The sequence below is a fragment of the Citrobacter sp. wls829 genome, assembly GCF_005280825.1.
Classification (GTDB): domain Bacteria; phylum Pseudomonadota; class Gammaproteobacteria; order Enterobacterales; family Enterobacteriaceae; genus Citrobacter; species Citrobacter gillenii.
In genome coordinates this window covers 1-25257 of sequence record NZ_SZWP01000050.1, presented here as the reverse complement: position 1 = coordinate 25257, position 25257 = coordinate 1, and the positions used below count along the sequence as shown (strand labels likewise).

Genomic DNA, 25257 nt, shown 5'->3' with positions numbered 1-25257 from the left:
TCGCCATCAGGCATTTTCCTTACAACGGTCTCCATTCGGAGGCCGTTTTTTTATGCAAATAATCTCTCTATACTGTTCGTTCCCTACTCTAAATCTAAAAATAAGATGAAACGACTTTTCGCCTTGATGGTGTTATTGACATGTTTTGCCCATGCCGAAGAACCAGGTAGCCAGTTCCTGAAGGCCGCCGAGGCTGGAGACCGACGCGCACAATACTTTCTCGCCGATACCTGGTTTAGTTCAGGCGATTTGAGTAAAGCCGAATACTGGGCGCAAAAGGCTGCCGACAATGGCGATTCGGACGCCTGGGCTCTGTTGGCACAAATTAAAATTACCAATCCAGTCAGTCTGGATTATCCGCAAGCCAAAACGCTGGCTGAAAAAGCGGCCCAGGCGGGCAGTAAGAGCGGCGAAATTACACTGGCACGTATCCTGGTCAATACCCAGGCGGGGCATACCGATTACCCCAAAGCCATTACGCTGTTACAAAACGCCTCGGAGAATCTGGAGAGCGACTCAGCCGTTGATGCGCAGATGCTGCTCGGCCTGATTTACGCCAACGGCGTAGGCATTCCCGCAGACGATGACAAAGCCACCTGGTATTTCAAACGCAGCTCGGCCATTTCGCGTACCGGGTATTCCGAGTACTGGGCCGGGATGATGTTCTTAAACGGTGAGCAGGGTTTTATTGAAAAGAATAAACAGAAGGCACTGCACTGGTTGAATCTGAGCTGTACGGAAGGGTTTGATACCGGCTGCGAAGAGTTTGATAAGTTAACGAACGGGTAGTGAAGGTGGATTGCCTGATAAGCATAGCGCCATCCGGCAATCCAGAGCGGGTTGCCGGATGGCGGCGTTGCCTTATCCGGCCTACACGGCGGTCTTATCAAATTTGCCCAATACTTCGCGCTCATAGGCCAGCGCTTTTTTACGGTCAAATTTGTGTTCCCACTTGGCGATAACCAGTACCGCCAACGCGTTACCCACCACGTTCAGCGCAGTACGCGCCATGTCGAGGATACGGTCAACACCGGCGATAAATGCCAGACCTTCCAGCGGAATACCCACGCTACCCAGCGTAGCCAACAACACCACAAACGACACGCCCGGCACACCCGCGATCCCTTTCGAGGTCACCATCAGCGTCAGCACCAGTACGATTTCCTGCCACAACGACAGGTCAATGCCGTACAGCTGGGCGATAAAAATCGCGGCGATACTCTGGTACAGCGTCGAACCGTCAAGGTTGAACGAATACCCGGTCGGCACCACAAAACTGGTGATGGAGGCCGGTGCGCCATAGGCTTCCATCTTCTCAATAATACGCGGCAGCACGCTCTCAGAGCTGGCGGTAGAGTAGGCCAGAATCAGTTCGTCTTTCAGGATACGAATCAGGATCCAGATGCTCAAACCGCACACGCGCGCCACGATACCGAGCACCACCAGCGCGAAGAACAGGATGGCGAAATGCACCAGCAGCACCAGCTTCGCCAGCGGCCACAGGGAGGCAAAACCGAAGTTCGCCACGGTGACGGCGATCAGCGCAAAGACACCGACCGGCGCATAACGCATCACCATGTGCGTCACTTTAAACATCGTTTCAGAGATGGAACGGAACACGGTCACCAGCGGTTCGCGGTGAGTGGCCGGCAGTGAAGACAGGCCCAGACCAAACAGCACCGAGAAGAAGATAATCGGCAGCATGTCGCCTTTCGCCATCGACGCAACGATGTTGGTCGGCACCAGTGACAAAATCGTACCCATCAGGCCATGCGCGTGGCTCTGCACTTCTGCGGTTGTACTTTGATATTTCGAAATATCCACGGTCGCCAGCTGCGACATATCGACACCGGTACCAGGCTGGAACACATTCGCCAGCGTGATGCCGAGGATAATTGCCACGGTGGTGATCACTTCGAAATAGATAATGGTTTTGGCGCCAATACGGCCCAGCTGTTTGGCATCACCGACCCCGGCAATACCGACGATCAACGTGGAGATAACTATCGGCACAACAATCATTTTGATCAGGTGGATAAAGATATCCCCTGCCGGAGACAGCAGGTTAACTACCAGCCATTCGCGGCTGTCACTGTGATAATGCAGGTAACTCCCCAGCAAAATGCCCAGCACCATGGCGATCAAAATCTGCCAGGCCAGGCTGACTTTCAAATTTTTCATAACAACGGACTTCCTCGATGGAGCGCTATTTCACATATAACCTATGGGAATAGTACATACTGAAAGGGTATGAATTGTGTTGCGTTCGTTTATGGAATTTTTTAACGCTTATTATCATTATCATTTGCATGGCATTCAGCGCAACCCTTTAAGAACAGGGCCTTTAGCTGATTTTATGCATAAAAACGCGAGTTTATGCGGGTCATCATGAATAACTTTTTGTTATAAAAGAATATTCATTTGATAAAAAATGAAGAATTATGACTGTGCGTTTTTTCGCCAATTTGTTCAACTGCTGTTTTTTTGCACAGCGAAAACGACGCAAATCACAAAAAAACAAAAATTATTTTTGTCGATTCTGCAGCAATTTCGCCATATTGATTGAGTCAATCAACTGAGCACGATCCACCCTCGGCGAGTTTAAATCGAGAACTTTTTGCCACTGCAAAATAGCCTGTGCATAGTCGGCCTGCATAAACGCATCAGCAGCCAGCAGCATTAGCGCGGTAACTTCTGTCGGGTCCAGCGCCAGCGATTTCTCAATCATCTCACGGGTTTGCGGCGTCATATGCTGCCCGGACTGATAGTACAGCACCGTCGCCAGTGCCGAATAGATCTCGGCGTTTTCACCGCGCAAACGCAGCGCCTGCTCATAGGCCAGTAGCGCATTATGATACGCGTTTTGCCAAAGATAATACTCACCCAGTTGCGCCCATTGCGTGCTGTCTTGCGGGTTGGCACGTATTTTTGACTGCAGCGAAAGCAGCTGTTTTTCCTGCATATTTTCATCAGAAAACGCATGTAGCGGGTCAGCCAGTCGCGCCTGCTCCTGCTGGACCGCCTGCCATTTAGGCGACAACAAATACCCTCCCGTGCAGGCAATCACCATCAGCACAGCTATAGCGGCCAGGCGTTTTACCGGCATAGGACGTAACGGTGCACAACATTCAGGCTGACTCATCGTTCATCCTCTTCTACGCGCTGACGCGTTCTCACCCGCCAGATAATCACGCCCACCAGCAGCAATAACAGGCACGGCAGTGCCCACAACAACAGCGTCTGCTCATTGAGCTGCGGGTTATAGCGGACGAAATCACCGTAACGATCGGTCATCCACGTGGTGATCTCATGTTCACTTTTGCCCTCTGCCACCATGCTATACACCTGATGACGCATACTGACCGCCACCGGCGCATTGGATTCCAGTAAGTTTTGATTCTGGCACTGTGGGCAGCGCAACTGGCTGGCAATAGACAGCGCTTTTTCCTGCTGTTGCGGGTTGTCAAAACGCCAGGTGTCGACAACCTGGGCATGCGTAGCGAAAGTGATGAAAAACAAGACGATCGTTAAGAGTAAAAACTTTCTGCCGGATGGCGCTGCGCTTATCCGGCCTACGGTTTGCGTACCCTGTAGGCCGGATAAGGCGTTTACGCCGCCATCCGGCAACGCTGTGATTAATTTACGCATCGCGCTTTCTCCCTCGCCAGCCGCTGAGCAGCGCGCCGAATACCATCAGCAGCCCTCCGCCCCAAACCCAACGCACACCACTTTGCACGTACAAGCGCATGGCATAGCGCTCCGGTCCGGTTTTTTCGCCGATCACCGCGTACCAGTCGTGCAGCAGGTTCCAACGGATACCCGGCTCCATCATTTGCTGGCGACGCGCGGAATAGAAGCGTCTTTCGGGCTGCAGGCTGCCGATGCGTTTCTCATCCTGCCAGAGCGTAATCAGCGCCTTTTCACTGGTGTAGTTTCCTTTTGCTTCCAGAGAGAGGTGCTCAAAGCGGAAAACATAGCCTGCCAGTTCAACCTGCTGCCCAGGACTCAGATTTAGGCTCACTTCCTGGCGGCTCCCGCTGGAGAACACGATCCCTGCAGCAAAAACCAGCACGCCAGCATGCGCCAGCAGCGCCGGAAGCTGGCTTCGCAGCGGCACCTTCCGGCTTCTGATCGTCGCTATCACGATGACCACCAGCATCAGCAGGCCAAACGGAAGCGTTGCACGGTTGAAGTAAGGCGCGCCAACGGAGAGTCGTCCCCAACCAAACAGGCCGTAAATCATCGGATACAGCGTGCCAATCAACACGATAAGCAGCACCGCGCAAAACAGCAGCAGCGCGACCAGAATCATCATCTCACGCGACCAGCCGCCAAAACGTACCGTGTGACCGACGTCCCGCGCCCGCCAGGCATACAGACCGAGCGATGCCAGGCTTAACACGGTAAACAGCGCAAACAGCGGCGCAGCGCGGACGTTGTCCAGCGCAAAGGCATGAACAGAAACCAGTATGCCGGAACGCACAATCAGCGTGCCCAACAGCGATAAAATCAGCGTGACAATCGCCAGCAGCAGCGACCAGTGCGGGAAGCCTCCACGCTGCCGTGAGACATACAGGCTATGCAGTAACGCACTGGCGGAAAGCCAGGGTAATAAGGAAGCGTTTTCTACCGGGTCCCAGAACCACCAGCCGCCCCAGCCCAGTTCACAATAAGCCCACCAGGAACCAAGGATGATCCCAAGCGTCAGGGCGCACCAGCCGGGCAGCGCCCAGCGCCAGCACACCCAGGCAGTCCGTGCGTTAAAGCCGCCGCACAGCAGCGAAGCCAGCGCCACGCCGGCCGCCACCATCAGCCCACCGTAGCCCAGATACAGCAGCGGTGGATGCAGAATCAGCCCCAGGTGTTGCAGCATCGGGTTCAGGTCGCGCCCTTCAATTGCCGGCGGGAAGATGCGTACGAACGGATCGGACCACACCACCACGAACAGCAGCAATGACGCGGTCATCATTGTCAGGACGCTGAGGGTTAACGGAAATAGCGCGTCCGGCTCACGCCTGGAGCGCCAGGCGAACAGTGCGCTCCAGGCAGAAAGAAACAGCACCCACAGTAGCAGCGATCCTTCATGACCACCCCACACCGCCGCCAGCTTTAATCCCCACGGCAGCAGGCTATAGCTGTGCTGAGCTACGTAAACAACGGAGAAATCACTGGTCAGGAAACAGAACACCAGAATGGCAAAGGCCAGCAACAGCAGCGCAAACTGCGTCCACACGCCCACGCAGGCCAGACGCATAACGCCCTGCCAGCGCTGACGTACGCCCGTCAGCACGGCAAGCGGGGTCAACACGTTGACCCCGAGACTTAACAACAATGCCAGAAAACCGGCTTCAGGAAGGAGTACGTCCAGAAATCACCTTGCCCTACGCAACCGTCAGTTGCCCTGCATACAGAATGAAAAAGCGCAGCAGCAGCACGCCGGTCAGGCTGGCACCACACACTGCCAGCACACCGTGAAACGTCGGGCGGCGATTCGCCCACGGTTTCAGCAGCATCGGCAGGATCAGCCCCAACCCGGCCACGCCCAGCCAGAACCACCAGGTCCAGAAACCACCGCCCAATGCCGCAACCAGCGCGCGCATTTTGCCGTCATCGCCCAGCGCCAGCCCGATAAAGAACGCCGCCAGCAGGAAGATTTCCAGCCACACTACCGGGGTTTCCATGCGGTGTACAAAATGTGCCTCGGTGGTGTGCGGGTTACCGCGATGGCGCAATGCCATGGCGATCAGCGCCACCGCCGCACCGGACGAGATCCCGGAAAACAGGAACAGCACTGGCAAGATCGGGTTATTCAGGAACGGATAGGATTTCAGCGCCGACAGCAGGAACCCGGTGTAGGCCCCGAGCAGCACCGCCAGCACCAGCATCACAGTTTCTAGTAGACGATGGAACGGCGCGATCAGCGCCAGCAGTTTTGGCACGATCGTCAGACGAGGCACGAAGCGCTGTTGCAGGGCAATAACCTCTTTATCAAAGATTTTTGCCAGCCACAGCACCAGCACCACCATATACAACTGGAATAGCATGACCCCCATCGACATCACCGAGGTGAAGCTGTAGTGGAACATCAGTTTCCAGAAGGTCCATGGACGCGTCAGGTGCAAGACCAGGATCAGCAGGCCGAGAATAATCGCTCCCGGCCCGAGTACCAGCGTGGTACGCAGTAACGTACTGTCTGAACCGCCCGCTTCCGGATGCAGCCGTCGAAGCAATACCGACAGCGTCACCAGTCCGGCGGAAATACCGATCAGGAACAGATAGATGGCGATGGGCCAGTCCCACACCAGTGATTCAAAATGGAATGCAGAAGCGGGTGTCATTGGCTCACCTCCCCGTATTTAAAGGGAACGCGGTAGACCTTCGGTTTGGTGCCTAACGCCAGCTTGTAACGGTAGGTATTTTTCTGGTGCAACAGACGAGAGATCTCGCTGTTGGGATCGTCCAGATTACCAAACGTCAGCGCTTTCGTCGGACATGACTCAACGCAAGCAGGCTGCTTGCCCGCTTTCAGGTTGGTTTTACGGCAGAAGTCGCACTTATCTGCCGTCTTGTTGACCGGATGAATAAAGCGCACGCGATACGGGCAGGCGGCGATGCAATACTGGCAACCGACGCACAGATCCGGGTTCACATCCACAATGCCGGTGGCAGCATCGCGATACGATGCCCCCGTCGGGCAGACGTCAACACAGGGGGCGTGATCGCAGTGCTGGCACGAATGGCGGAAGAAGCGGTACTTCACATCAGGAAACGTCCCCAGCGGCTCGCTGCGAATAATCGTCAGACGCGATACGCCTTCCGGCACGCTGTTCACTTCCCGACAGGCATCCATGCAGGCGGTACAGCCGATGCATAATGATTCATCATGTATCATGCCGTAACGCACGCCGTTAATGTTTAACGTCTTCGCCACGACGCGTCCCGCCGTCCCGCTAACAGCCACCAGCGCGCCGACGCCGGTGATAAACTGGCGACGAGAGCAACTCATGGATGCTCCTTAAGCAAGGGAATCGACGCCGGATTAAAGTTTGGATTGTTACGCTGATCGCTGTGGCAATCGACGCAAATCTTAATCCGTCCTTTATCGCTTAGCGTCTGCATCGTGTCTTGCTTCGGATGCAGTGAGTGACAGCTGGCACACGCTACTTTCGTCACGTGGGCATCGTGCGGCCAGAACGCTTTTTGCAACTGCTCAGGCAGGTGACAGGACATACAGACGCTGTTCTGCTGCTCCACGTTGTACATCGGCTCATTAAAGCGCATCACATCCTTCACCCCTTCGCGGTGATTGGGTGACGGCTGGCCGTGACAGTTGGTGCAGGTAACCGGCAGTTTATTATTTGGGTTGATGACTTCGGCATGTTTACCATGCATGCCTTCGGTGTCCGGCTTGTGACAATCCAGACAGGCGGCATCCGGATTACGCTGTTGGGTGACCGTAAAGCGTTGATCCGATTCCTGTGGCGTGGGGGTCGCGGCATTCCCGCACAGGCTCCAGAACAGGCCTGACGCCAGCACCCCAGCAGTTAATAACGAACGTAATACGCTCATATTCACTCCGTTGAGTTATCCGCCCCTTGCGAGGCGGAAAGGGGTTATTGGCTTAACAGACCGTTTTTACGCGCCTGGTCTTCCCACTGCGGAATCACCGTTTTGATGAAGTCCTGCTTCTCAGCATTGATTTGCTGCATGTTCAAACCGATCGCCTTCTGGGCTTTCTCTTTCGTCGAGATATCCGGCAGCGGAATTTCATGGGTGATGCCTTTGGTCGCCAGCAGACGGACCAGTTTGGTACGGGCATCGGCCGCTTTATCCATCGCGCTACCCAACATACGCAGACCTTCTTCCGGCGCATGCATGTGAATCCCGTGCGAGGCGATAGACAGATCCCAGCGCCATTGCGCATGGCGAATATCTTCCAGAATCGGCTTCATTTCAGCTTCCGTTGCACCCGCATCCCATGCAGCCTTCGCTTCGAAGTGGGCATGTACCAGCTGATCTTCAACCTTGATTTTCAGGTCATGAATCGCTTGTTTACGCTCGGCAACCACTTTTTGCAGGGACGCTTTGTCCTGGGTGTGGCAGTTGGCGCAGGTCTGAGGGAAGTTATCGAACGGGTTACCAATTTTATGGTCGGTGTAGATCTTGCCTTCAGCGTTTTGCACTTTCGGCATATGACAGTCGATGCAGGTCACATTATTCTTGCCGTGAATTCCCGCAGTCCAGGTTTCATATTCCGGGTGCTGCGCTTTCAGCATCGGCGTTTTAGACAGGGAGTTGGTCCAGTCGGAGAACGCAATGGCGTCGTAGTATTTCTCCATGTTCTCAACTTTCATCCCCTCGTCCCACGGGAACTTAACGGCTTTGTTTTTACCGTCGAAGTAGTACTCCACGTGACACTGGCCGCAGACCATGGACTGCTGGTCAAAGCGACCGGCTTTATCAAACGGTTTACCGATGCTTTCCATCGCGCGTTCTGCATAAGGACGGGACAACGTCAGCTCAGGCTTCCCTTTGGCGAAATCTGCCGAGGCGGTGTTATGGCAATCCGCACAGCCTAAATTGTTAACAATTTCCGGGCCGCCGCGCGCCCATTTACCGTGGAAATAACCGTCTTCGCCGTCTTTCTGGATCAGACGCGCCACGTCAGGGCTTTTACAGCTCCAGCAGGCCATCGGCAGCGGACCATCTTCTGCAGTTTTTGGCGCGCCGGTACGTAATGTTTCACGGACATCGGTCACCGCGTAGGCATGCCCACGCGGTTTGTTGTAATCACGCGAGAAAGGATATCCCGCCCACAGAATCACCAGTCGTGGATCCTCTGCCAGCGCATCTTCACGTGCGGACTGCTCCGACGTGGCTTTCCATGAGAGGTATTGATCGGGATGCTGAGGGGCGAAGGTTTCATTCTTCGCTTCAACGGTGACGGTTTTTGCGGGTACTGGGGTTTGTTCAGCGTGAACGGCAGAGATAAATAAAAACGGTAATATCAGGCTGAAGAAACGGAGTACGGGTGATTTTGTCCTTGCCATAGGGGGGTCTCATCCAGATGACGCCATTGTCTGCAATGGCGATTCTTTTATTGTTTTCCATAACAGCAACCACACGTATACTGTCATGACATTGCTCCACCCTCTTTTTAACAAAAAACCACACTTAGAATGTTGTTTTTAATCAATTGTAAGTGCATGTAAAATACCACTTTAGAGTTAGCAACCCCCTCCAGCCTCTCACTCTTTGGTCTATTCCCGACACCGATCACCTTTTTCAAACTTCTTCATATAACTGCATGTTATCGCGAGATTTAATCAATTTTTGCTAGTTCTCTTCAAAAATCAGTTTGCCGCTAATTTGCACAATTCGCTTATTGCGTGATCTGCCGCTCAAATCCCAAACAAAACTCCAAATGCCCCTACATTTAACGTTTATGAGACATATTATTAACATCCTACAAGGAGAACAAAAGCCATGAGCCAAATACATAAACACGCTATTCCCGCAAATATTGCGGATCGTTGCCTGATAAACCCGGAGCAGTACGACGCGAAATACCAACAATCTATTACCGACCCCGACACATTTTGGGGCGAGCAGGGAAAAATTCTCGATTGGATGCAACCTTATAGCCTGGTAAAGAACACCTCTTTTGCACCCGGCAATGTGTCCATTAAATGGTACGAAGACGGCACGCTGAATCTGGCAGCGAACTGCCTTGACCGTCATCTACAGGAAAACGGCGATCGCACCGCCATCATCTGGGAAGGCGATGACGCAACTCAAAGTAAACATATTACCTATCGCGAACTGCATCGCGACGTTTGCCGTTTTGCCAATACATTGCTGGATTTAGGCATTAAAAAAGGCGATGTGGTGGCGATCTATATGCCAATGGTCCCGGAAGCTGCGGTGGCGATGCTGGCCTGCGCCCGTATTGGTGCGGTGCATTCGGTGATCTTTGGCGGGTTCTCGCCGGAAGCCGTTGCCGGACGTATCATCGACTCAAACTCGCGCCTGGTGATCACCGCCGATGAAGGTGTGCGTGCTGGACGCGGCATCCCGCTGAAAAAGAACGTGGATGATGCGCTGAAAAACCCGAACGTGAAGACCGTTGAGCACGTGGTGGTCCTCAAACGTACCGGCGGAAAAACAGACTGGCAGGAAGGCCGCGACCTGTGGTGGTCCGACCTTATTGAGAAAGCGAGTCCTGAGCATCAACCGGAAGAGATGAACGCGGAAGATCCGCTGTTTATTCTGTATACCTCCGGTTCAACCGGTAAGCCAAAAGGCGTGCTGCACACCACCGGCGGGTATCTGGTTTACGCGGCGACCACCTTCAAATACGTGTTTGATTATCATCAGGGCGATATCTACTGGTGTACCGCTGACGTCGGCTGGGTAACCGGGCACAGCTATTTGCTGTACGGCCCGCTGGCCTGCGGCGCTACCACGCTGATGTTCGAAGGCGTACCCAACTGGCCAACGCCTGCGCGTATGTCGCAGGTCGTGGATAAGCATCAGGTTAATATTCTCTATACCGCACCCACCGCGATCCGCGCCCTGATGGCAGAAGGCGATAAAGCGATTGAAGGCACCGACCGTTCGTCACTGCGTATTCTGGGCTCTGTCGGCGAGCCGATTAACCCGGAAGCCTGGGAATGGTACTGGAAGAAGATTGGCAACGAAAAATGCCCGGTCGTCGATACCTGGTGGCAGACCGAAACCGGCGGTTTCATGATCACCCCACTGCCGGGCGCTACCGAACTGAAAGCCGGTTCGGCAACACGTCCGTTCTTCGGCGTGCAGCCGGCGATTGTCGATAACGAAGGCAACCCGCTGGAAGGCGCGACCGAAGGCAACCTGGTGATCACCGATTCCTGGCCGGGTCAGGCGAGAACCCTGTTTGGCGATCACGATCGTTTTGAGCAGACCTACTTCTCCACCTTCAAGAATATGTACTTCAGCGGCGACGGCGCGCGTCGTGACGAAGACGGCTACTACTGGATAACAGGACGCGTGGACGACGTGCTGAACGTTTCCGGCCACCGTCTGGGGACGGCTGAAATCGAGTCGGCGCTGGTGTCGCATCCGAAGATTGCCGAAGCCGCGGTAGTGGGTATTCCGCATAATATTAAAGGCCAGGCCATCTACGCCTACGTCACGCTGAACCACGGTGAAGAGCCGACACCTGAGCTGTACGCTGAAGTACGCAACTGGGTGCGTAAAGAAATTGGCCCGCTGGCAACGCCAGACGTGCTGCACTGGACCGACTCACTGCCAAAAACCCGCTCCGGCAAAATTATGCGCCGTATTCTGCGCAAAATTGCGGCGGGCGATACCAGCAATCTGGGCGATACCTCGACCCTCGCCGATCCTGGCGTGGTAGAGAAACTGCTCGAAGAGAAGCAGGCTATCGCGATGCCATCATAACCCTAACCGTGAAATGCCCGATGGCGCGCTGCTTATCGGGCCTACAGGTTCAGCATCCCTTGTAGGCCGGATAAGGCGTTAGCCGCCATCCGGCAAAATAAAAAATCCCCCTACCCTCTCTTCATCGGGAGGGAAATTATAAAACCTCCCCCAAAGGATTTCGTGTTGCCGGACTGCGACAGCTAACAGGTCATGCCTGCAGCGTGAAAGACAAAGGGGACCTCTGGAGAGCTCTGCGATGAATGACAATATTTATCAGCGGATAGAAGACAGTGCGCGTTTCAGGGAGTTAGTTGAAAAAAGGCAACGGTTTGCCGCTGTACTATCCATCATCATGCTGGTGGTTTATATCAGCTTTATTTTACTGATTGCCTTTGCGCCTGGCTGGCTGGGGACGCCGCTACATGCGGGAACCAGCGTCACCCGAGGTATTCCAATTGGGGTGGGCGTGATCCTCATCTCCTTCCTCCTGACCGGAATCTATATCTGGCGGGCCAACGGTGAATTCGATCGTCTTAACAATGCGGTTCTGCACGAGGTTAAAGCATCATGAAGAGAGTCCTGACGGCGCTAGCCGCCACGCTGCCCTTCGCCGCAAATGCGGCGGATGCTATTAGCGGTGCAGTCCAACGCCAGCCAACCAACTGGCAGGCGATTGTTATGTTCCTGATTTTCGTCATCTTTACGCTCGGCATTACCTACTGGGCGTCTAAGCGCGTGCGTTCGCGTAACGACTATTACACCGCGGGCGGTAACATCACCGGTTTCCAGAATGGGCTGGCGATTGCGGGCGACTATATGTCGGCGGCGTCGTTCCTCGGGATTTCCGCGCTGGTCTTTACCTCTGGCTATGACGGGCTGATTTACTCACTCGGCTTCCTGGTCGGCTGGCCAATCATTCTGTTCCTGATTGCCGAACGTCTGCGTAACCTCGGTCGCTACACCTTTGCGGACGTCGCCTCTTACCGTCTGAAGCAGGGGCCTATCCGTATTCTGTCGGCCTGTGGTTCACTGGTGGTGGTCGCGCTGTACCTGATCGCCCAGATGGTGGGTGCCGGGAAGCTTATCCAACTGCTGTTCGGTCTGAACTATCACATTGCTGTGGTGCTGGTTGGCGTACTGATGATGATGTACGTGCTGTTCGGCGGCATGCTGGCCACTACGTGGGTGCAAATCATCAAAGCCGTGCTGCTGCTGTTCGGCGCCAGCTTTATGGCCTTCATGGTCATGAAGCACGTCGGCTTCAGCTTCAACAACCTGTTCACCGAAGCGATGGCGGTACACCCGAAAGGCTCGGCGATTATGAGTCCTGGCGGATTGGTGAAAGACCCAATATCGGCGCTATCGTTAGGCCTCGGACTGATGTTCGGAACCGCGGGTCTGCCGCACATTCTGATGCGTTTCTTCACGGTCAGCGATGCCCGCGAAGCGCGTAAGAGTGTGTTCTACGCCACCGGCTTTATGGGTTATTTCTACATCCTGACCTTTATCATCGGTTTTGGCGCAATCATGCTGGTCGGTGCAAACCCGGCATATAAAGACGCGGCTGGCGCGCTGATTGGCGGCAATAACATGGCGGCGGTGCATCTGGCCAACGCGGTGGGCGGTAACCTGTTCCTCGGCTTTATCTCCGCAGTGGCCTTTGCCACCATTCTGGCCGTGGTTGCTGGTCTGACGCTGGCGGGTGCCTCGGCGGTCTCTCACGATCTGTACGCTAACGTGTTCCGTAAAGGTGCTACCGAGCGTGAAGAACTGCGCGTGTCGAAAATCACCGTACTGGTACTGGGCGTGATTGCCATCCTGCTCGGCGTGCTGTTTGAAAACCAGAACATCGCCTTTATGGTCGGCCTGGCGTTCGCTATCGCGGCAAGCTGTAACTTCCCGATCATTCTGCTTTCCATGTACTGGTCACGACTGACCACGCGTGGTGCCATGCTGGGCGGCTGGTTAGGTCTGATAACGGCAGTGGTGCTGATGGTGCTTGGCCCAACGGTATGGGTGCAAATTCTCGGTCACGAAAAAGCCATTTTCCCGTATGAATACCCGGCGCTGTTCTCCATTAGCGTGGCGTTCCTCGGTATTTGGTTCTTCTCTGCCACCGATAATTCCGCAGAAGGTAATCGCGAGCGTGAGCAGTTCCGTGCTCAGTTCATCCGTTCCCAGACCGGGTACGGCGTAGAACAAGGTCGCGCGCACTAATCTCGTCTTCCCTCCAGCTTTCAGGCTGGAGGGTTCCATCTTATCTCAGAACATCAGCCTCGCGACCAGCGGTGCCACCAGCACCATCACCACGCCGGAAAGCATCATTACCAGGCTGGCAATCACCCCTTCCTGTTGGCCAAGCTCATAGGAGCGCGCGGTGCCTGCACCGTGCGACGCCGCCCCAAATCCGGCCCCTTTCGCCATCCCTTCACGGATGGAAAGGCGCAAAAACAGCATGTCGCCCACCGCCATACCGAATACACCGGTGATCACCACAAACAGCGCCACCAGATCAGGTTGCCCGCCCAGCGGCTCGGCCGCTGCCAGTGCAAATGGCGTGGTCACCGAGCGCACCGCCAGGCTGCGCTGGATTTCATCGGGTAACATAAACAGACGCGCCAGCCATACCGAACTGGTGACGGCCACCAGCGTTGCCGTCACCACGCCTGCCGTCAGCGACATCCAGTGACGCTTAATGACCGCGAGATTATCGTAAACCGGCACGGCAAATGCGATGGTCGCCGGGCCCAGCAGCCACATCAGCCAGTGCGATTCACCAATATAGTTTTGCCAGGAGATATGCCCGAACACCAGCATCAGCACCAGCAGCGCGGGCGTGAGGACCAGCGGCATCAGCGGCAATGTCCGAAAACGACGATACAGGCGCTTGTTGGCAAAATAGATACCCAGCGTAATCACCAGACACAATACGCTTAACTGGAAATTACTCACGGTTTAACCTGCTCATTTCATAGCGATAAACTTTATCAACCACCCACGCAGTGGCACCGAGCACCATCAGCGTGCTGATGGCAATAACGGCAAAAATGCGCCAGCCATCCACCAGCAACAGGTGCGTATAGTTCACCACGGCAACAACCGCCGGGACAAAAAACAGCAGCATTTCAGCCAGCAGCCAACGGGCGCCTGCGCGTATCCAGCTAAGCGGGATCACCCTGCACACAATCAGCACCAGCATCAGTACCATCCCGACCAGGTTGGCGGGAAGCGGCAGATGTAGCCAGGAGACAAGATATTGAGCAAAAACAAATAAACCTGCGTACAACAGAACCTGAACGGGGACCTGGAGTCGATGAATAACCGCAGGCGTCACGCGGCTAATCGCCACAGCCATGAGGGAATGTCCGTAAAAAAGAGAGAGCGCCAGTATAGAGACCCTCCCCCAAGGACTGAAATGAATTAAACTCATTGCAGGCATAGTCTTAAGGAATAATCATGGATATCAGAACGCTGCGATATTTTGTTGAGGTGGTTCGCCAGCAGAGCTTTACCCGCGCGGCAGAGAAGCTGTTTGTCACCCAGCCGACCATCAGCAAAATGTTGAAGAACCTTGAAGACGAGCTGAACTGCACGCTGCTAATCCGCGACGGGCGGCGATTGTTGTTGACCGATACCGGACGTATCGTCTTTGAACGCGGCCTGGCAATCCTCGCCGAATTCCGCCAGCTTGAGGCAGAACTGAGCGATATTAACCATCTGAATAAGGGGATCCTGCGACTCGGTATCCCCCCGATGGTCGGCATGTTAATGGCCGGCCCCATCAGCCTGTTTCGCCAGCGTTATCCCGGCGTTGAGCTGAAAATATCAGAATTTGGTGGCTTAACCGTCCAGCAGGCAGTGATGAACGGCGATCTGGATGTGGCGATGACGGCGCTACCGGTCGAAGAAGAGAGCGGTCTGGCGACCTTGCCGCTTTTCAGTCATCCACTTTGCGTGCTGGTGCCGCGCTCCGGCCAGTGGACAACCTGCGATTCTATTTCCCCCGAGGCGCTGGCCGAGCACCCGCTGCTAATCTACAACGAAGATTTCGCCCTAAGCCGTCAGTTGCTGGAGTTGTTTAGCCAGCACCACGTCAAGCCACGCATTGCGGTACGCAGCGGACAGTGGGATTTCCTCGCTGCGATGGTACAAGCCGGGGTTGGGATCGCCATTTTACCAGAACCCATTTGCGAAAAACTGGATAAGCAGACGCTACGCTGGATCCCGCTGGAAAGCCATTTACGCTGGCAGTTGGGCATGATCTGGCGCGAAGGCGTGTATCTGTCGCACAGCGCACAGGCATGGCTAAAATGCTGCGAAGGGTTTTGGTTAACGCAGGAGACGTAAGTTGCCGGATGGCGCTACGCTTATCCGGCCTACAATTGCGTTCCGTAGGCCTGATAAGCGTAGCGCCATCAGGCACGTTCACCAGCACGGAGGTCCGTTATCTCACCTGCCCAGTTCTCCGGATACAACCCCAATTTAACATCACGATGAAACGTTGAAAAAGGCCATGACTTCACCTGCTGCGCCCAACCATGTTTCACAGGATTAATATAAATGTAATCCACATGCTGGCAATAATCGCGCTCATCACGAATGGTATGTTCCCAAAAGCGAGGTTGCCAGATATGCCTGACGGATAACGATCGGGTGAAATGCTTTTTAATTTCCCGCCAGCGGGACGAAAAATCAGCGTCATTTTCAGGCAACGTCCAGATACAATGCATATGCTCAGGCAAAACGCCCCACGCATTGATATAAAAAGGTTTAACCTTGTTTACCTCGGAAATAGCACTGCGAAGATGATAGATTTTTGATGTCAGAAGATGGCTTCCGCGGTCTTGTAGATTCACCGTAAAAAACCATGTTCCACCGTTGATGTAATTACGCCGATAATCAGACATGTGGCCTCCTTTCCTCAACCGTAAGGAAAAAAGAGGGAATCAACAAGAAGGACGGATTCATTCAGGAAAGCCGCTCGCAAATTACACGAGGAATAATTTTTTTCGGTCTGGAAAGCTGTGCGCTATCGGGTACATCCTTCGCCGGATACGGCGTAACCGCCTTATCCGGCCTACAATTGCGTTCCGTAGGCCTGATAAGCGTAGCGCCATCAGGCGCTACCGTTTATTGATTCTCTATCAGCAGTGCTTCCAGCAAATCCAGATCGTGCAGCAGTTTCTGCAGCGTTTCATTGCTGATTTCACGGGTGGCGCGCAGATGATACAGCTCTGCACGCTCCGAGCGCAGCGCCGCCAGACGGAAACGCCGTTCGAGGTTTTCTTCCTGCATCGAGCTTTCCACGTCGTTTCGCCCATCGGCACGACGGCGCAGGTTACCAATCACCCGCGAGCTCACCTCGGTCAGCAGCTGATTATCAATATTCTCTTCGCTATCCGCAGCCAGACGCTCTTCCATTTTCTGGATGGCCACAATCGCCACTTCCGCCGTCGCGGCGCGGGCAATGCGGATCTCTTTTTGCTGCTGCGAGTGATCCGCCACTTCAAGATGCTGCAGCAGGATCGGCAGCATCACCACGCCAACAAACAGCGAAAACAGAATCACACCGGCGGCAAGGAAGATCAGCTCATAACGTGCAGGGAAGCCGCTGCCGTCAGGCAACAATAGCGGAATAGAAAGGACACCGGCCAGCGTGATCGCCCCGCGCACACCTGCAAAGGATGCGATCAGGATTTCGCGCGTGGTCCACGAGCCAAACTCCATCGGCTTCTTCTTCAGAAAGCGCATGCTGAAGTTTTTCATGGTCCACAGCCAGCCAAAACGCACCAGCATCAGTGCCGCATAGATCAGCACGATATCGGTAAACAGCATCCACATTTCGACATTCGGATCGGCGTCTGCCGCCGCCAGCGAAGACTCCAGAATACCCGGTAACTGCAGCCCTAACAGCAGGAAGACCATGCCGTTAAACACGAACTCGAGCATGGCCCAGGTACTGTTTGCACGTAAGCGCATCGCCAGCGGAGCACGGCGCATGACACCTGAACGGGTAATCGTCATCCCGGCCGCCACCGCCGCGAGGATCCCGGAAACACCGATATGTTCCGCAATCAGATAAGAGGCAAACGGCAGCAGGAATAACAGGACGATTTGCGTGGCTGGCTCATCGCCACCCCAGCGGCTGAGAAAACGCAGGGAGCGACCGTACAGCCAGCTGACAACAAACCCAGCCAGGATACCGCCGATTGCAACCTTGAAGAATTCAACCGTCGCGCCGCCGACGGTAAACACCATCGTGCCCATCGCCACCGCGACAGCAAACTTGAGTGAAACCAGGCCGGAGGCGTCGTTCATTAACGCTTCGCCCTGCAGGATGCCCATGATTTTCTTCGGGATGCGGCCTTCACCGACAATGCCAGAAAGTGCCACGGCGTCAGTTGGCGACAGCACGGCGGCCAGCGCAAAAGCCGGGATCAGCGGAATGCCCGGCACCAGCCAGTAAATCATAAAGCCTATTCCGACCACCGTGACCAGCACGAGCGCCAGCGCAAGGCCGAAAATCTCTCGCCCATGCTCGAGAAACTCACGCGTTGGCGTCTTCCAGCCATCGGCAAACAGCAGCGGCGGGATAAACAGAACCAAAAACAGTTCAGGGTCGAACTCCACATGCAAACCAAACGTCGGCCACGCCAGCAAGGCGCCGATGGCGATCTGCATAAGGGGTAAAGGGAGTTGGAAGGGCAATACGCGAGTCACTACCCCCGACAGCGAGACCACAAGGGTCATGATGAGTATGGTAAAAAAGATTTCCATGCGTTCCCTGTTTGCGATGTTTCTTATGATATGCGACGAGAGGCGTCGTGCCTCAATTCTATCTTCCTCAGAGTAACGCAAAAGACAACGGGATGTGTTCCGAAAATAAAAACGGGCGGCAAAAGCCACCCGTTTTCAGGATCATCATGATGTGAGAATCAGATTGCCCAGCCGCCGGCATAGAAGGCCACCAGCGCGATAGAAATGACCACGGTACCGATGTTCAGTTTACGCCATTCACCGGAAACAATGCGTCCAATCACCAGCGTAGCAAAGCCGATCATAATGCCGGTAACGATGTTACAGGTCAGCACGATGAACACAGCAGTCACCAGACCCGCCATCGCATCCACAAAGTCTGCGAAGTCAATTTTCGCTACGTTGCTCAGCATCAGCAGGCCGACATACATCAGCGCCGGTGCGGTCGCGTAAGCAGGAACCAGATAAGAGAGCGGAGAGAGGAACAGGATCAACAGGAACAGCACGCCGACGGTGATCGCGGTCAGACCGGTTTTACCACCCGCCGCCGTACCCGCTGCGGACTCAATATACACTGCCGCAGGAGCCGCCCCTACCAGACCAGAGAACACGCTGCTCAGGGAGTCGGTGGTTAACGCTTTACCGCCATCAATAATCTGTCCGTCTTTATCCAGCAGATTCGCCTGCCCCGCCACGGCACGGATAGTCCCGGTCGCATCGAAGACGGCGGTCATCACCAGCGCCAATACGCTCGGCAGGACGATCGGGTTCAACGCCCCCATAATGTCCAGGCTGCCGATCAGGGAATTCCCTTCCGCATCGCTCAGAGAAGGCATGGCAAAAATACCGGAAAAATGCACGGTAGGGTCGAAAATCAGGCCAACAACAGAAATACCGATGATGGTCAGCAGGATGCCGCCCGGTACTTTCAGTTTTTCAAGGCCGATAATGACCGCCAGGCCAATCAGCGACATGATCACCGGGAAGGTATCGAAATCGCCCAGAGCAACCGGCAGGCCGTCCAGTGGGTTCTTAATCACCAGCCCAACGCCGTTTGCCGCAATCAGCAGCAGGAACAGGCCGATACCAATCCCCGTGCCGTGCGCAACGCCCTGCGGCAGGTTGCGCAGGATCCAGCTACGAATACCGGTCGCAGAAATAATGGTAAACAGGACGCCCATCAGGAACACCGCACCCAGCGCCACTGGCACGCTAATATGCTGCCCCAGCACCAGGCTAAATGCGGTAAACGCCGTCAGCGAGATAGCGCAACCAATCGCCAGCGGCAGGTTTGCCCACAGGCCCATTACAATAGAACCCACGCCTGCTACCAGGCAGGTCGCTACGAAAACTGCAGCCGGTGGGAACCCGGCTTTACCCAACATCCCCGGAACCACAATGACGGAGTAGACCATTGCCAGAAACGTCGTTAATCCGGCAACGACTTCCTGACGAACGGTACTGCCGCGGTGCGAAATTTTAAACCAAGCGTCGAGTGAGCCGCCGGTACGCGCTGAAGGCGTAGACATAGAAAACATCCCCTGAGAGTTTATTTTTCGTCAATATGCGTGATGGACAATCCACTGCCTGCTAAACGTTTTCTCCATGTGCCAGGTTTGCGCCAAAAGGGGTGTCGCAAAAAAGCAAACGTTTAGCTTCACGCATAAAAAACGGGTGGTAAAAAAAAGCAAACGATTATCCTGCGATCATACGGCGGTTTTCAACAGAACTTTGCCGCTTTTTATGCATTTCTTCTTATAGCGCACAAGAAATAGCCAACCGATGCGCAAACGTTATCGTTAATGCGCAATCTGGCAACAAATTTCGCTGTGTTATTGCAACATGCGCTACTATTTCAGGCGCAAAGTCGCACAGGAAAACAGGTGAAGATGCAGGAAAAATTTCGGCTAAAAAACCGCCAATTGACTGGCAATTGTCCTGGGGTGACTTACAATTACTTTATCAACACAGACCGGAACCTCCACTACGTGCTCGACTGAGGGGTGTTGATGTCGGGGGAAACCCTCCCGTGAACCAGCGGGATAGAGTGAAAGACAAAGACCGGAACCAAACTAAAGCGCCCAGTTGTGGCGCTTTAGTTTTATACCCATCACCGGTTTCAAACTCATCAATCATCTTCCAGCAATCGCGCCCCAGTCCCCTGCTCACCAAGCTGATCGCCTGGGTTACGCAACGGACAATCACTGCGTGACAAACAGCCGCAGCCAATACAGCCGTCCAGCTCATCGCGTAGTGCCACCAGAGTATGAATGCGTCGGTCAAGCTCTTCGCGCCATTGTGAAGAAAGCTGCCTCCACTCCTTCGCACTGAGCGAGTGGCCTTCGGGTAATACGCCCAACGCATCACCAATTGTTGCCAGCGGAATACCAATCCGTTGAGCAATCTTGATGATGGCCACATAACGCAGCACATCTCGTTTGTATCGACGCTGATTACCGCTATTGCGCATACTGCTGATTAACCCTTTGCTTTCATAGAAATGCAGGGTCGATACTGCCACGCCGCTACGCTTTGCCACTTCACCAGGGGTGAGCAGCGCTTTAATCCGGGGTAATTTCTTTTCCATAAATCGCTTTACCTCAAGTTAACTTGAGGAATTATACTCGCCGACAGACAAAACGACGAATCGAATACTGAGAAAGAGGCTGCCATATGTCCCATCAGCAAATTATTCAGACACTTATTGAATGGATTGATGAACATATCGACCAACCGCTGAATATCGAAGCGGTCGCGAAAAAATCAGGTTATTCAAAGTGGTATTTACAGCGAATGTTCCGTACGGTGATGCGCCAGACGTTAGGCGACTATATTCGTCAGCGTCGACTGCTGCTGGCCGCCGTTGAGCTACGCAATACTGAGCGACCTATTTTTGATATTGCGATGGATCTCGGCTATGTATCGCAACAAACATTCTCACGTGTGTTCCGCCGCGAGTTTGATCGAACCCCCAGCGACTATCGCCATCGTTTGTAGAATTATTGCCCGCCCTGCGTCAGTATGGCGGGCGAGCGCTTAACCCAGTGCATGAACTCCTGCGGCGGCAATGCTTTCGCAAAGTACCATCCCTGACAAAACTGTACGCCGCGCTCCAGCAGCCAGCTGATTTGATCCGCTGTTTCGACCCCTTCTGCAATTGTCTTCAGGTGTAAACTTTGCGCCATTTCGATGATATGTTCGGCAATCATATGGCTGGTACTGTTGGTGGTCAGCGTACTGATAAACGATTTATCGATCTTCAGAATATCCACATTCAACGAAGACAGATTGTGCAGATTGGAATACCCAGTCCCAAAATCATCAAACGCGACTTCATAACCCGCCTGACGAAATGCCTGAATAACCGGGGTCATCTTCTGCAAATCAATAAATCCGCGCTCGGTGACTTCAACCTTAATTTGCTGCGAACGTACAGAGTAGTCGCGTGATTTTTCAGCAATCAGCGCGATCAGCCGGGATGAATGAAAGTCGGAGGCAGAGAGATTTATTGAGATGTAAAGCTGAGGGTGTGCTGACAGAAAATAGCCCAAATCGTTGAACACTTCTTCGACCACATAATCCGTTATCTTCTCAATCATCCCTTCCTTTTCCGCCAGCGGAATGAATTCTGTCGGACTCATGACCTCACCTTTGCAACCGGGCCAGCGCAACAGCGCCTCGGCCCCAACGCATTGACCATTTTTGATATCAATGATCGGCTGGTAATGCAGGCAAAGCTGGCGTTTTTTGAGCGCGCGTTTTAACAGACGGCGAGGAGAATAGTATTGTTGGCGCGTACGCCACCACATCAGTAGGATCAGGATGCTACAGATCACGCCGAAAGGGAGCGTTAATACAGCTTCATGATAGAAATTCTGATCAACGCGATCGTCCGTGGTCGACACAATAACCGCAATGGGCCGCTTTTCTGAATGCACGATGGTATAGAAACGATCGTCTTGCTGGAATGTCGGGGCATCGCCGCGTACCAGCGGCAGTAATTGCGCAACGTTTGACCCTTCACTGGCAGAGAAAAAGCTATCCGTTACCGTATCATAGACACCCCAGGCGAGGTCCGGATCATCAGACATGACCTCGCTGTAGGATAAAGGATTGATAACGACAACGTAGTTTCCTCTTTGCATATACGTCATTCTGTAGCCAGAAAAAAACGGCGTATCGCGATAGTAATAAATGGAGATGTCCGGCGTCCGCTTATAGTCAGCGGTGGGCATAATATATGAGGCTGGCGGCACCATCGACGTTGAGCACAAAAAATGATCGCCCTGCGCATAAATGAGATCGCTGATATATAAACGCCCACGAATAATATTCAGCATACTTTTTTGATGCGCCGGGGTACACATCTCCCCTTGATACAGTTGTGCCATATCACGCGCGAGATCGGCTTGCTGGATCACCAGCTCCGTTTTATGGAGGGCCAGCTGCGCAAAAGTGCGGAGTTGATTGCGGGTTTCGGACGTCGCCCTGACATGAGCAAACCATAACGCCAGTACCACGGGGAGCAATACCACCGTGAGTGTTCCAAGGAACCTCAGCGTCTTACGTCGCGCACTGTGAGTCATGTCAGCCCTATTTCCCTGTATCGTATATGCCAGTACCCATCAAGGCAGGATGCTATAAACGCCGGCTAGTTAAGTTGTATGAATCTATCAACATTCGCAACCGCCGTCTCTATGTAAAAGTCTGATAATAGCGGATGATGATATTCTTTTTCCGTAAGGCAAACTTAAAGTTAAGCTTATTTGAAAATAGCACACTGTAAAAGTCGTAATGTTTTATACGCGTTATACGGGCTTCGCATAAAAAATACATAAATTTTTTTAAAGATTAATTTAGGATAAAGATAACAAGCAGCGTAAATACACCTTCTATTACGAATGATGCATTCGCTCACCACATCCTATAACCACAATTCAATAAAGGTTATTAACCAATAAAAAGAGCGTCCCGCACTGGTGAACAAACGAACAGATGTGATATAGTTCACAAAAATCATGTAACAGAAACAGTGTTTCATTGATGTGCATGCCCGCCGATAGCCAGAGTGCCACACCTGTTGTGAACAACCCCGTGCTGTCCTGGGCATCAAGACTTTTTGAGGACGTTTTTCATGGCAACAATAACAACTGGCGTAGTTCTTCTGCGGTGGCAACTGCTGAGCGCAGTGCTGATGTTTTTAGCCAGCACGCTCAATATCCGTTTTCGTAAATCAGATTATATTGGCCTGGCCGTTATCAGCAGCGGTTTAGGGCTGGTTTTCGCCTGCTGGTTTGCAACCGGATTGCTCGGCATCACCCTGATGGACGTGTCCGCTATCTGGAATAACATCCAGTCTGTGATGGTAGAAGTGATGAGCCATACGCCGCCAGAGTGGCCGATGGTATTAAACTGATCAAAAGAAAGCGTCCGACTGAACTAAAATTTCAATCGGACGCTTATTTTTAGGTTAAGTGAACCCATTCAAAGCTATGAACTACCACTCCATACGGAAACCCGCGTTAACCTGCCAGTTCATATCAATGTCACCTCCCGCCGATCTTTCCAGATCAACATACAACCGGGAGTTATTGTTCTGAGTGAGATGGATATTGGTACCTATACCATAGTTGATCCAGGAGTCACTTCCCCCTTCGCTCACTTTCAGTGCGGCATCTTTACCCCAAACGGTGACATCACGATCGCCAGCAAACTCATGCAGCAAATCCAGCTTCACGTAAATATCGCTATCCGGGCGCGATTCAAACCGATAACCTCCGCGCAATCCGACACGGCCAATAACGCTGTCTATATCGTTTTGACGGACTTTCAACCCACTACTGGTGGTGTAACTGGCCTCATCCAGATAGGTATACACGAGCTGACCTTGCGGTTCGATAAACGTAGAGTTTCCTAAGCTAAACTCGCGACCGTATTCTGCGCTGGCACTGATTGACCATGTGCTGCTATCTGCAAAGCCAGAGTTGCCGTATGTGTTCCTGTAATTGAAGTCACTTTCATGGCGGCTATATTTCAACACCAGATCCAGGTAATCTTGTTTCTCTGGGCGATTCCATGCAGCATAAAGTGAACCACCGTAGTTCTTGTTATCGCCAGTACCATAAGTGAAGTCGGCATTGCCTCTCATGTAATGCGCGGCAATCCCTCGCGTCCAGACAGACGATTCGCCTTCGTCTTTGTTGTCATAACCGAGTTGCCAGAAGCTATACAGGTTTTTGAAGTAGCTCCCAGTATCACTCTCTATTTCACCACCTTTATAGCGTATCCACAGACCATTTTGCTGCTGATCCTGGCGGAGTTCGCCTAAACGCTTATTCAGGCTGTCGATTTCAAGACGGGCGGTCGCCATTGCGTAGTTCAGCCCAGCATTGGCGATCACGGTGTTACTACCTGCGCTGGCTTTCGTCGAAACACCCGTGATATACCAGTTGGTACCGTACTGGCTTTGCGGATCGCCTTCACGGATATCAGAACGCAGCAGTGGTTTATAGTCATACACATACTCGTTCGTAATATCGACTTTATCGTACGCTTCGAATGTCACATTACTTGCCGCATCGGCAACCCAGATATCTTCCTTCAAATCAGTGAGCTTGTTGATATTCAACGCTTCAATCGCATGTGTACCGCCGGTACTACTTTTAACAACTTCAATGAAGTCGCTGCCGTTACGTCGCTGCTCATCCGTTTTATTGGTATTGACATCAATCAGGAAAATACCGTTGTTCCCTTTCAAATCATGAATTTTAACGGTTTCGTTGATACTCTGATTGGTGTGCAGGTTAAAACCATGCAGGTTTACCGTACCGCCGTCTTTCAGGGTGATGGCACTGATTTCCGCATCTTTACCATCGGGGATCCAGTGGGCGTTATTCGCCAGCGTAAGGTTGAGATCGCCGCTCCATTTTCCGGTTGTTGCGTCAAAGAAGTTTGCTTCATGACCATGCCAGTATGAATCTGCCCCATTAAGCGTAATATTCATCTGACTTGTATTAGAATAAAGCTTATCACCGAAGTCTAGGTTACCTAAGGAAGGTGCGAATAAGCAGGTCA

At 53.2% G+C, this 25257-nt stretch carries 21 protein-coding genes and 1 pseudogene; 7 read left to right on the top strand and 15 right to left on the bottom strand.

The genetic code is table 11. The annotated features are described in order from the left end of the window. The first annotated feature begins 105 nt into the window (after positions 1-105). Positions 106-789 (top strand): Sel1 family TPR-like repeat protein YjcO, encoded by a 684-nt coding sequence (yjcO, locus tag FDW88_RS07545; protein ID WP_117343592.1) that lies wholly within the window; start codon positions 106-108, stop codon positions 787-789. Positions 790-870: 81 nt separating this feature from the next. Here the strand turns inward: yjcO and gltP are convergent, their stop codons facing one another. The 7 genes and pseudogenes from gltP to nrfA form a co-directional block, all read right to left on the bottom strand. Further along, positions 871-2181 carry a glutamate/aspartate:proton symporter GltP gene (gltP, locus tag FDW88_RS07540; protein ID WP_096758683.1) on the bottom strand — a complete coding sequence of 437 codons (1311 nt, stop codon included), beginning with the start codon at positions 2179-2181 and terminating at the stop codon, positions 871-873. Between the two features lie 343 nt (positions 2182-2524). Continuing rightward, positions 2525-3142 (bottom strand): heme lyase NrfEFG subunit NrfG, encoded by a 618-nt coding sequence (gene nrfG / locus FDW88_RS07535; RefSeq protein WP_096758684.1) that lies wholly within the window; start codon positions 3140-3142, stop codon positions 2525-2527. Beyond that, positions 3139-5368, bottom strand: a pseudogene (gene nrfF / locus FDW88_RS07525) (heme lyase NrfEFG subunit NrfF). Before nrfF ends, nrfG begins: the two are co-directional and overlap by 4 nt. Before the next feature lie 13 nt (positions 5369-5381). Then, positions 5382-6338 carry a cytochrome c nitrite reductase subunit NrfD gene (gene nrfD / locus FDW88_RS07520; RefSeq protein ID WP_137362305.1) on the bottom strand — a complete coding sequence of 319 codons (957 nt, stop codon included), beginning with the start codon at positions 6336-6338 and terminating at the stop codon, positions 5382-5384. Further along, on the bottom strand, positions 6335-7006 hold the full coding sequence (nrfC, locus tag FDW88_RS07515) for a cytochrome c nitrite reductase Fe-S protein (protein WP_096758688.1): 672 nt from the start codon (positions 7004-7006) through the stop codon (positions 6335-6337). The genes nrfD and nrfC overlap by 4 nt, the downstream gene beginning before the upstream one ends. Further along, positions 7003-7569, bottom strand: coding sequence for a cytochrome c nitrite reductase pentaheme subunit (gene nrfB, locus FDW88_RS07510; RefSeq protein WP_137362304.1), 567 nt, complete (start codon positions 7567-7569; stop codon positions 7003-7005). The genes nrfC and nrfB overlap by 4 nt, the downstream gene beginning before the upstream one ends. Positions 7570-7613: 44 nt before the next feature. Next, positions 7614-9050 (bottom strand): ammonia-forming nitrite reductase cytochrome c552 subunit, encoded by a 1437-nt coding sequence (gene nrfA / locus FDW88_RS07505; protein WP_096758690.1) that lies wholly within the window; start codon positions 9048-9050, stop codon positions 7614-7616. 436 nt (positions 9051-9486) lie between these two features. On the opposite strand from nrfA, the gene acs reads away from it, so the two are divergent. From acs to actP, 3 genes are all read left to right on the top strand, one after another. Beyond that, positions 9487-11445, top strand: a complete 1959-nt coding sequence (gene acs, locus FDW88_RS07500; protein WP_115259691.1) for an acetate--CoA ligase — start codon at positions 9487-9489, stop codon at positions 11443-11445. A 238-nt stretch (positions 11446-11683) separates the two neighbouring features. Then, positions 11684-11998: a DUF485 domain-containing protein gene (locus FDW88_RS07495; RefSeq protein ID WP_096758693.1), complete on the top strand. Its 315-nt coding sequence runs from the start codon at positions 11684-11686 to the stop codon at positions 11996-11998. Then, positions 11995-13644, top strand: coding sequence for a cation/acetate symporter ActP (gene actP / locus FDW88_RS07490; RefSeq protein ID WP_096758694.1), 1650 nt, complete (start codon positions 11995-11997; stop codon positions 13642-13644). Before FDW88_RS07495 ends, actP begins: the two co-directional genes overlap by 4 nt. 45 nt (positions 13645-13689) lie before the next feature. Here the strand turns inward: actP and FDW88_RS07485 are convergent, their stop codons facing one another. Together FDW88_RS07485 and FDW88_RS07480 are read right to left on the bottom strand one after the other, a co-directional pair. Beyond that, positions 13690-14379 carry an LrgB family protein gene (locus tag FDW88_RS07485; RefSeq protein ID WP_115259693.1) on the bottom strand — a complete coding sequence of 230 codons (690 nt, stop codon included), beginning with the start codon at positions 14377-14379 and terminating at the stop codon, positions 13690-13692. Further along, entirely contained in the window at positions 14372-14782 is a 411-nt protein-coding gene (locus tag FDW88_RS07480) for a CidA/LrgA family protein (protein WP_117343598.1), read from the bottom strand. Before FDW88_RS07480 ends, FDW88_RS07485 begins: the two co-directional genes overlap by 8 nt. Positions 14783-14883: 101 nt before the next feature. Between FDW88_RS07480 and FDW88_RS07475 the strand changes: the two genes are divergently transcribed. After that, positions 14884-15774, top strand: a complete 891-nt coding sequence (locus tag FDW88_RS07475) for a LysR family transcriptional regulator (RefSeq protein WP_115259695.1) — start codon at positions 14884-14886, stop codon at positions 15772-15774. Between the two features lie 68 nt (positions 15775-15842). Here FDW88_RS07475 and FDW88_RS07470 read toward each other — a convergent pair whose 3' ends face one another. From FDW88_RS07470 to soxR, 4 genes are all read right to left on the bottom strand, one after another. Further along, positions 15843-16334: a transposase gene (locus FDW88_RS07470; RefSeq protein ID WP_137362303.1), complete on the bottom strand. Its 492-nt coding sequence runs from the start codon at positions 16332-16334 to the stop codon at positions 15843-15845. 223 nt (positions 16335-16557) lie between these two features. Next, a complete protein-coding gene (locus tag FDW88_RS07465) occupies positions 16558-18204 on the bottom strand; it encodes a Na+/H+ antiporter (RefSeq protein WP_096758699.1) in 1647 nt (548 codons plus the stop codon). A gap of 158 nt (positions 18205-18362) precedes the next feature. Next, complete coding sequence (ghxP, locus tag FDW88_RS07460) at positions 18363-19712, bottom strand: guanine/hypoxanthine transporter GhxP (RefSeq protein ID WP_096758700.1); 1350 nt, start codon at positions 19710-19712, stop codon at positions 18363-18365. Between the two features lie 599 nt (positions 19713-20311). Continuing rightward, complete coding sequence (soxR, locus tag FDW88_RS07455) at positions 20312-20770, bottom strand: redox-sensitive transcriptional activator SoxR (protein ID WP_096758701.1); 459 nt, start codon at positions 20768-20770, stop codon at positions 20312-20314. A gap of 86 nt (positions 20771-20856) precedes the next feature. On the opposite strand from soxR, the gene soxS reads away from it, so the two are divergent. Then, positions 20857-21180, top strand: a complete 324-nt coding sequence (gene soxS, locus FDW88_RS07450) for a superoxide response transcriptional regulator SoxS (RefSeq protein WP_096758702.1) — start codon at positions 20857-20859, stop codon at positions 21178-21180. Positions 21181-21182: 2 nt separating this feature from the next. Here the strand turns inward: soxS and FDW88_RS07445 are convergent, their stop codons facing one another. Then, a complete protein-coding gene (locus FDW88_RS07445; RefSeq protein WP_137362302.1) occupies positions 21183-22769 on the bottom strand; it encodes an EAL domain-containing protein in 1587 nt (528 codons plus the stop codon). Positions 22770-23317: 548 nt separating this feature from the next. On the opposite strand from FDW88_RS07445, the gene FDW88_RS07435 reads away from it, so the two are divergent. Next, positions 23318-23599 (top strand): YjcB family protein, encoded by a 282-nt coding sequence (locus FDW88_RS07435; RefSeq protein ID WP_096758704.1) that lies wholly within the window; start codon positions 23318-23320, stop codon positions 23597-23599. 81 nt (positions 23600-23680) lie between these two features. Here FDW88_RS07435 and FDW88_RS07430 read toward each other — a convergent pair. After that, positions 23681-25257 (bottom strand): autotransporter outer membrane beta-barrel domain-containing protein (locus FDW88_RS07430; RefSeq protein WP_137362300.1); only part of this gene is annotated, 1577 nt, incomplete at its 5' end.

Excerpts from the sequence above, each read along its gene's own strand:
- nrfB (WP_137362304.1), bottom strand. The coding sequence starts at position 7,569 with ATGAGCGTATTACGTTCGTTATTAACTGCTGGGGTGCTGGCGTCAGGC.
- nrfG (WP_096758684.1), bottom strand. The coding sequence starts at position 3,142 with ATGAGTCAGCCTGAATGTTGTGCACCGTTACGTCCTATGCCGGTAAAA.
- FDW88_RS07435 (WP_096758704.1), top strand. The coding sequence starts at position 23,318 with ATGGCAACAATAACAACTGGCGTAGTTCTTCTGCGGTGGCAACTGCTG.
- FDW88_RS07495 (WP_096758693.1), top strand. The coding sequence starts at position 11,684 with ATGAATGACAATATTTATCAGCGGATAGAAGACAGTGCGCGTTTCAGG.
- FDW88_RS07475 (WP_115259695.1), top strand. The coding sequence starts at position 14,884 with ATGGATATCAGAACGCTGCGATATTTTGTTGAGGTGGTTCGCCAGCAG.
- FDW88_RS07445 (WP_137362302.1), bottom strand. The coding sequence starts at position 22,769 with ATGACTCACAGTGCGCGACGTAAGACGCTGAGGTTCCTTGGAACACTC.
- FDW88_RS07465 (WP_096758699.1), bottom strand. The coding sequence starts at position 18,204 with ATGGAAATCTTTTTTACCATACTCATCATGACCCTTGTGGTCTCGCTG.
- nrfA (WP_096758690.1), bottom strand. The coding sequence starts at position 9,050 with ATGGCAAGGACAAAATCACCCGTACTCCGTTTCTTCAGCCTGATATTA.
- gltP (WP_096758683.1), bottom strand. The coding sequence starts at position 2,181 with ATGAAAAATTTGAAAGTCAGCCTGGCCTGGCAGATTTTGATCGCCATG.
- nrfD (WP_137362305.1), bottom strand. The coding sequence starts at position 6,338 with ATGACACCCGCTTCTGCATTCCATTTTGAATCACTGGTGTGGGACTGG.
- actP (WP_096758694.1), top strand. The coding sequence starts at position 11,995 with ATGAAGAGAGTCCTGACGGCGCTAGCCGCCACGCTGCCCTTCGCCGCA.
- nrfC (WP_096758688.1), bottom strand. The coding sequence starts at position 7,006 with ATGAGTTGCTCTCGTCGCCAGTTTATCACCGGCGTCGGCGCGCTGGTG.
- FDW88_RS07470 (WP_137362303.1), bottom strand. The coding sequence starts at position 16,334 with ATGTCTGATTATCGGCGTAATTACATCAACGGTGGAACATGGTTTTTT.
- yjcO (WP_117343592.1), top strand. The coding sequence starts at position 106 with ATGAAACGACTTTTCGCCTTGATGGTGTTATTGACATGTTTTGCCCAT.
- soxR (WP_096758701.1), bottom strand. The coding sequence starts at position 20,770 with ATGGAAAAGAAATTACCCCGGATTAAAGCGCTGCTCACCCCTGGTGAA.
- soxS (WP_096758702.1), top strand. The coding sequence starts at position 20,857 with ATGTCCCATCAGCAAATTATTCAGACACTTATTGAATGGATTGATGAA.
- ghxP (WP_096758700.1), bottom strand. The coding sequence starts at position 19,712 with ATGTCTACGCCTTCAGCGCGTACCGGCGGCTCACTCGACGCTTGGTTT.
- FDW88_RS07480 (WP_117343598.1), bottom strand. The coding sequence starts at position 14,782 with ATGGCTGTGGCGATTAGCCGCGTGACGCCTGCGGTTATTCATCGACTC.
- acs (WP_115259691.1), top strand. The coding sequence starts at position 9,487 with ATGAGCCAAATACATAAACACGCTATTCCCGCAAATATTGCGGATCGT.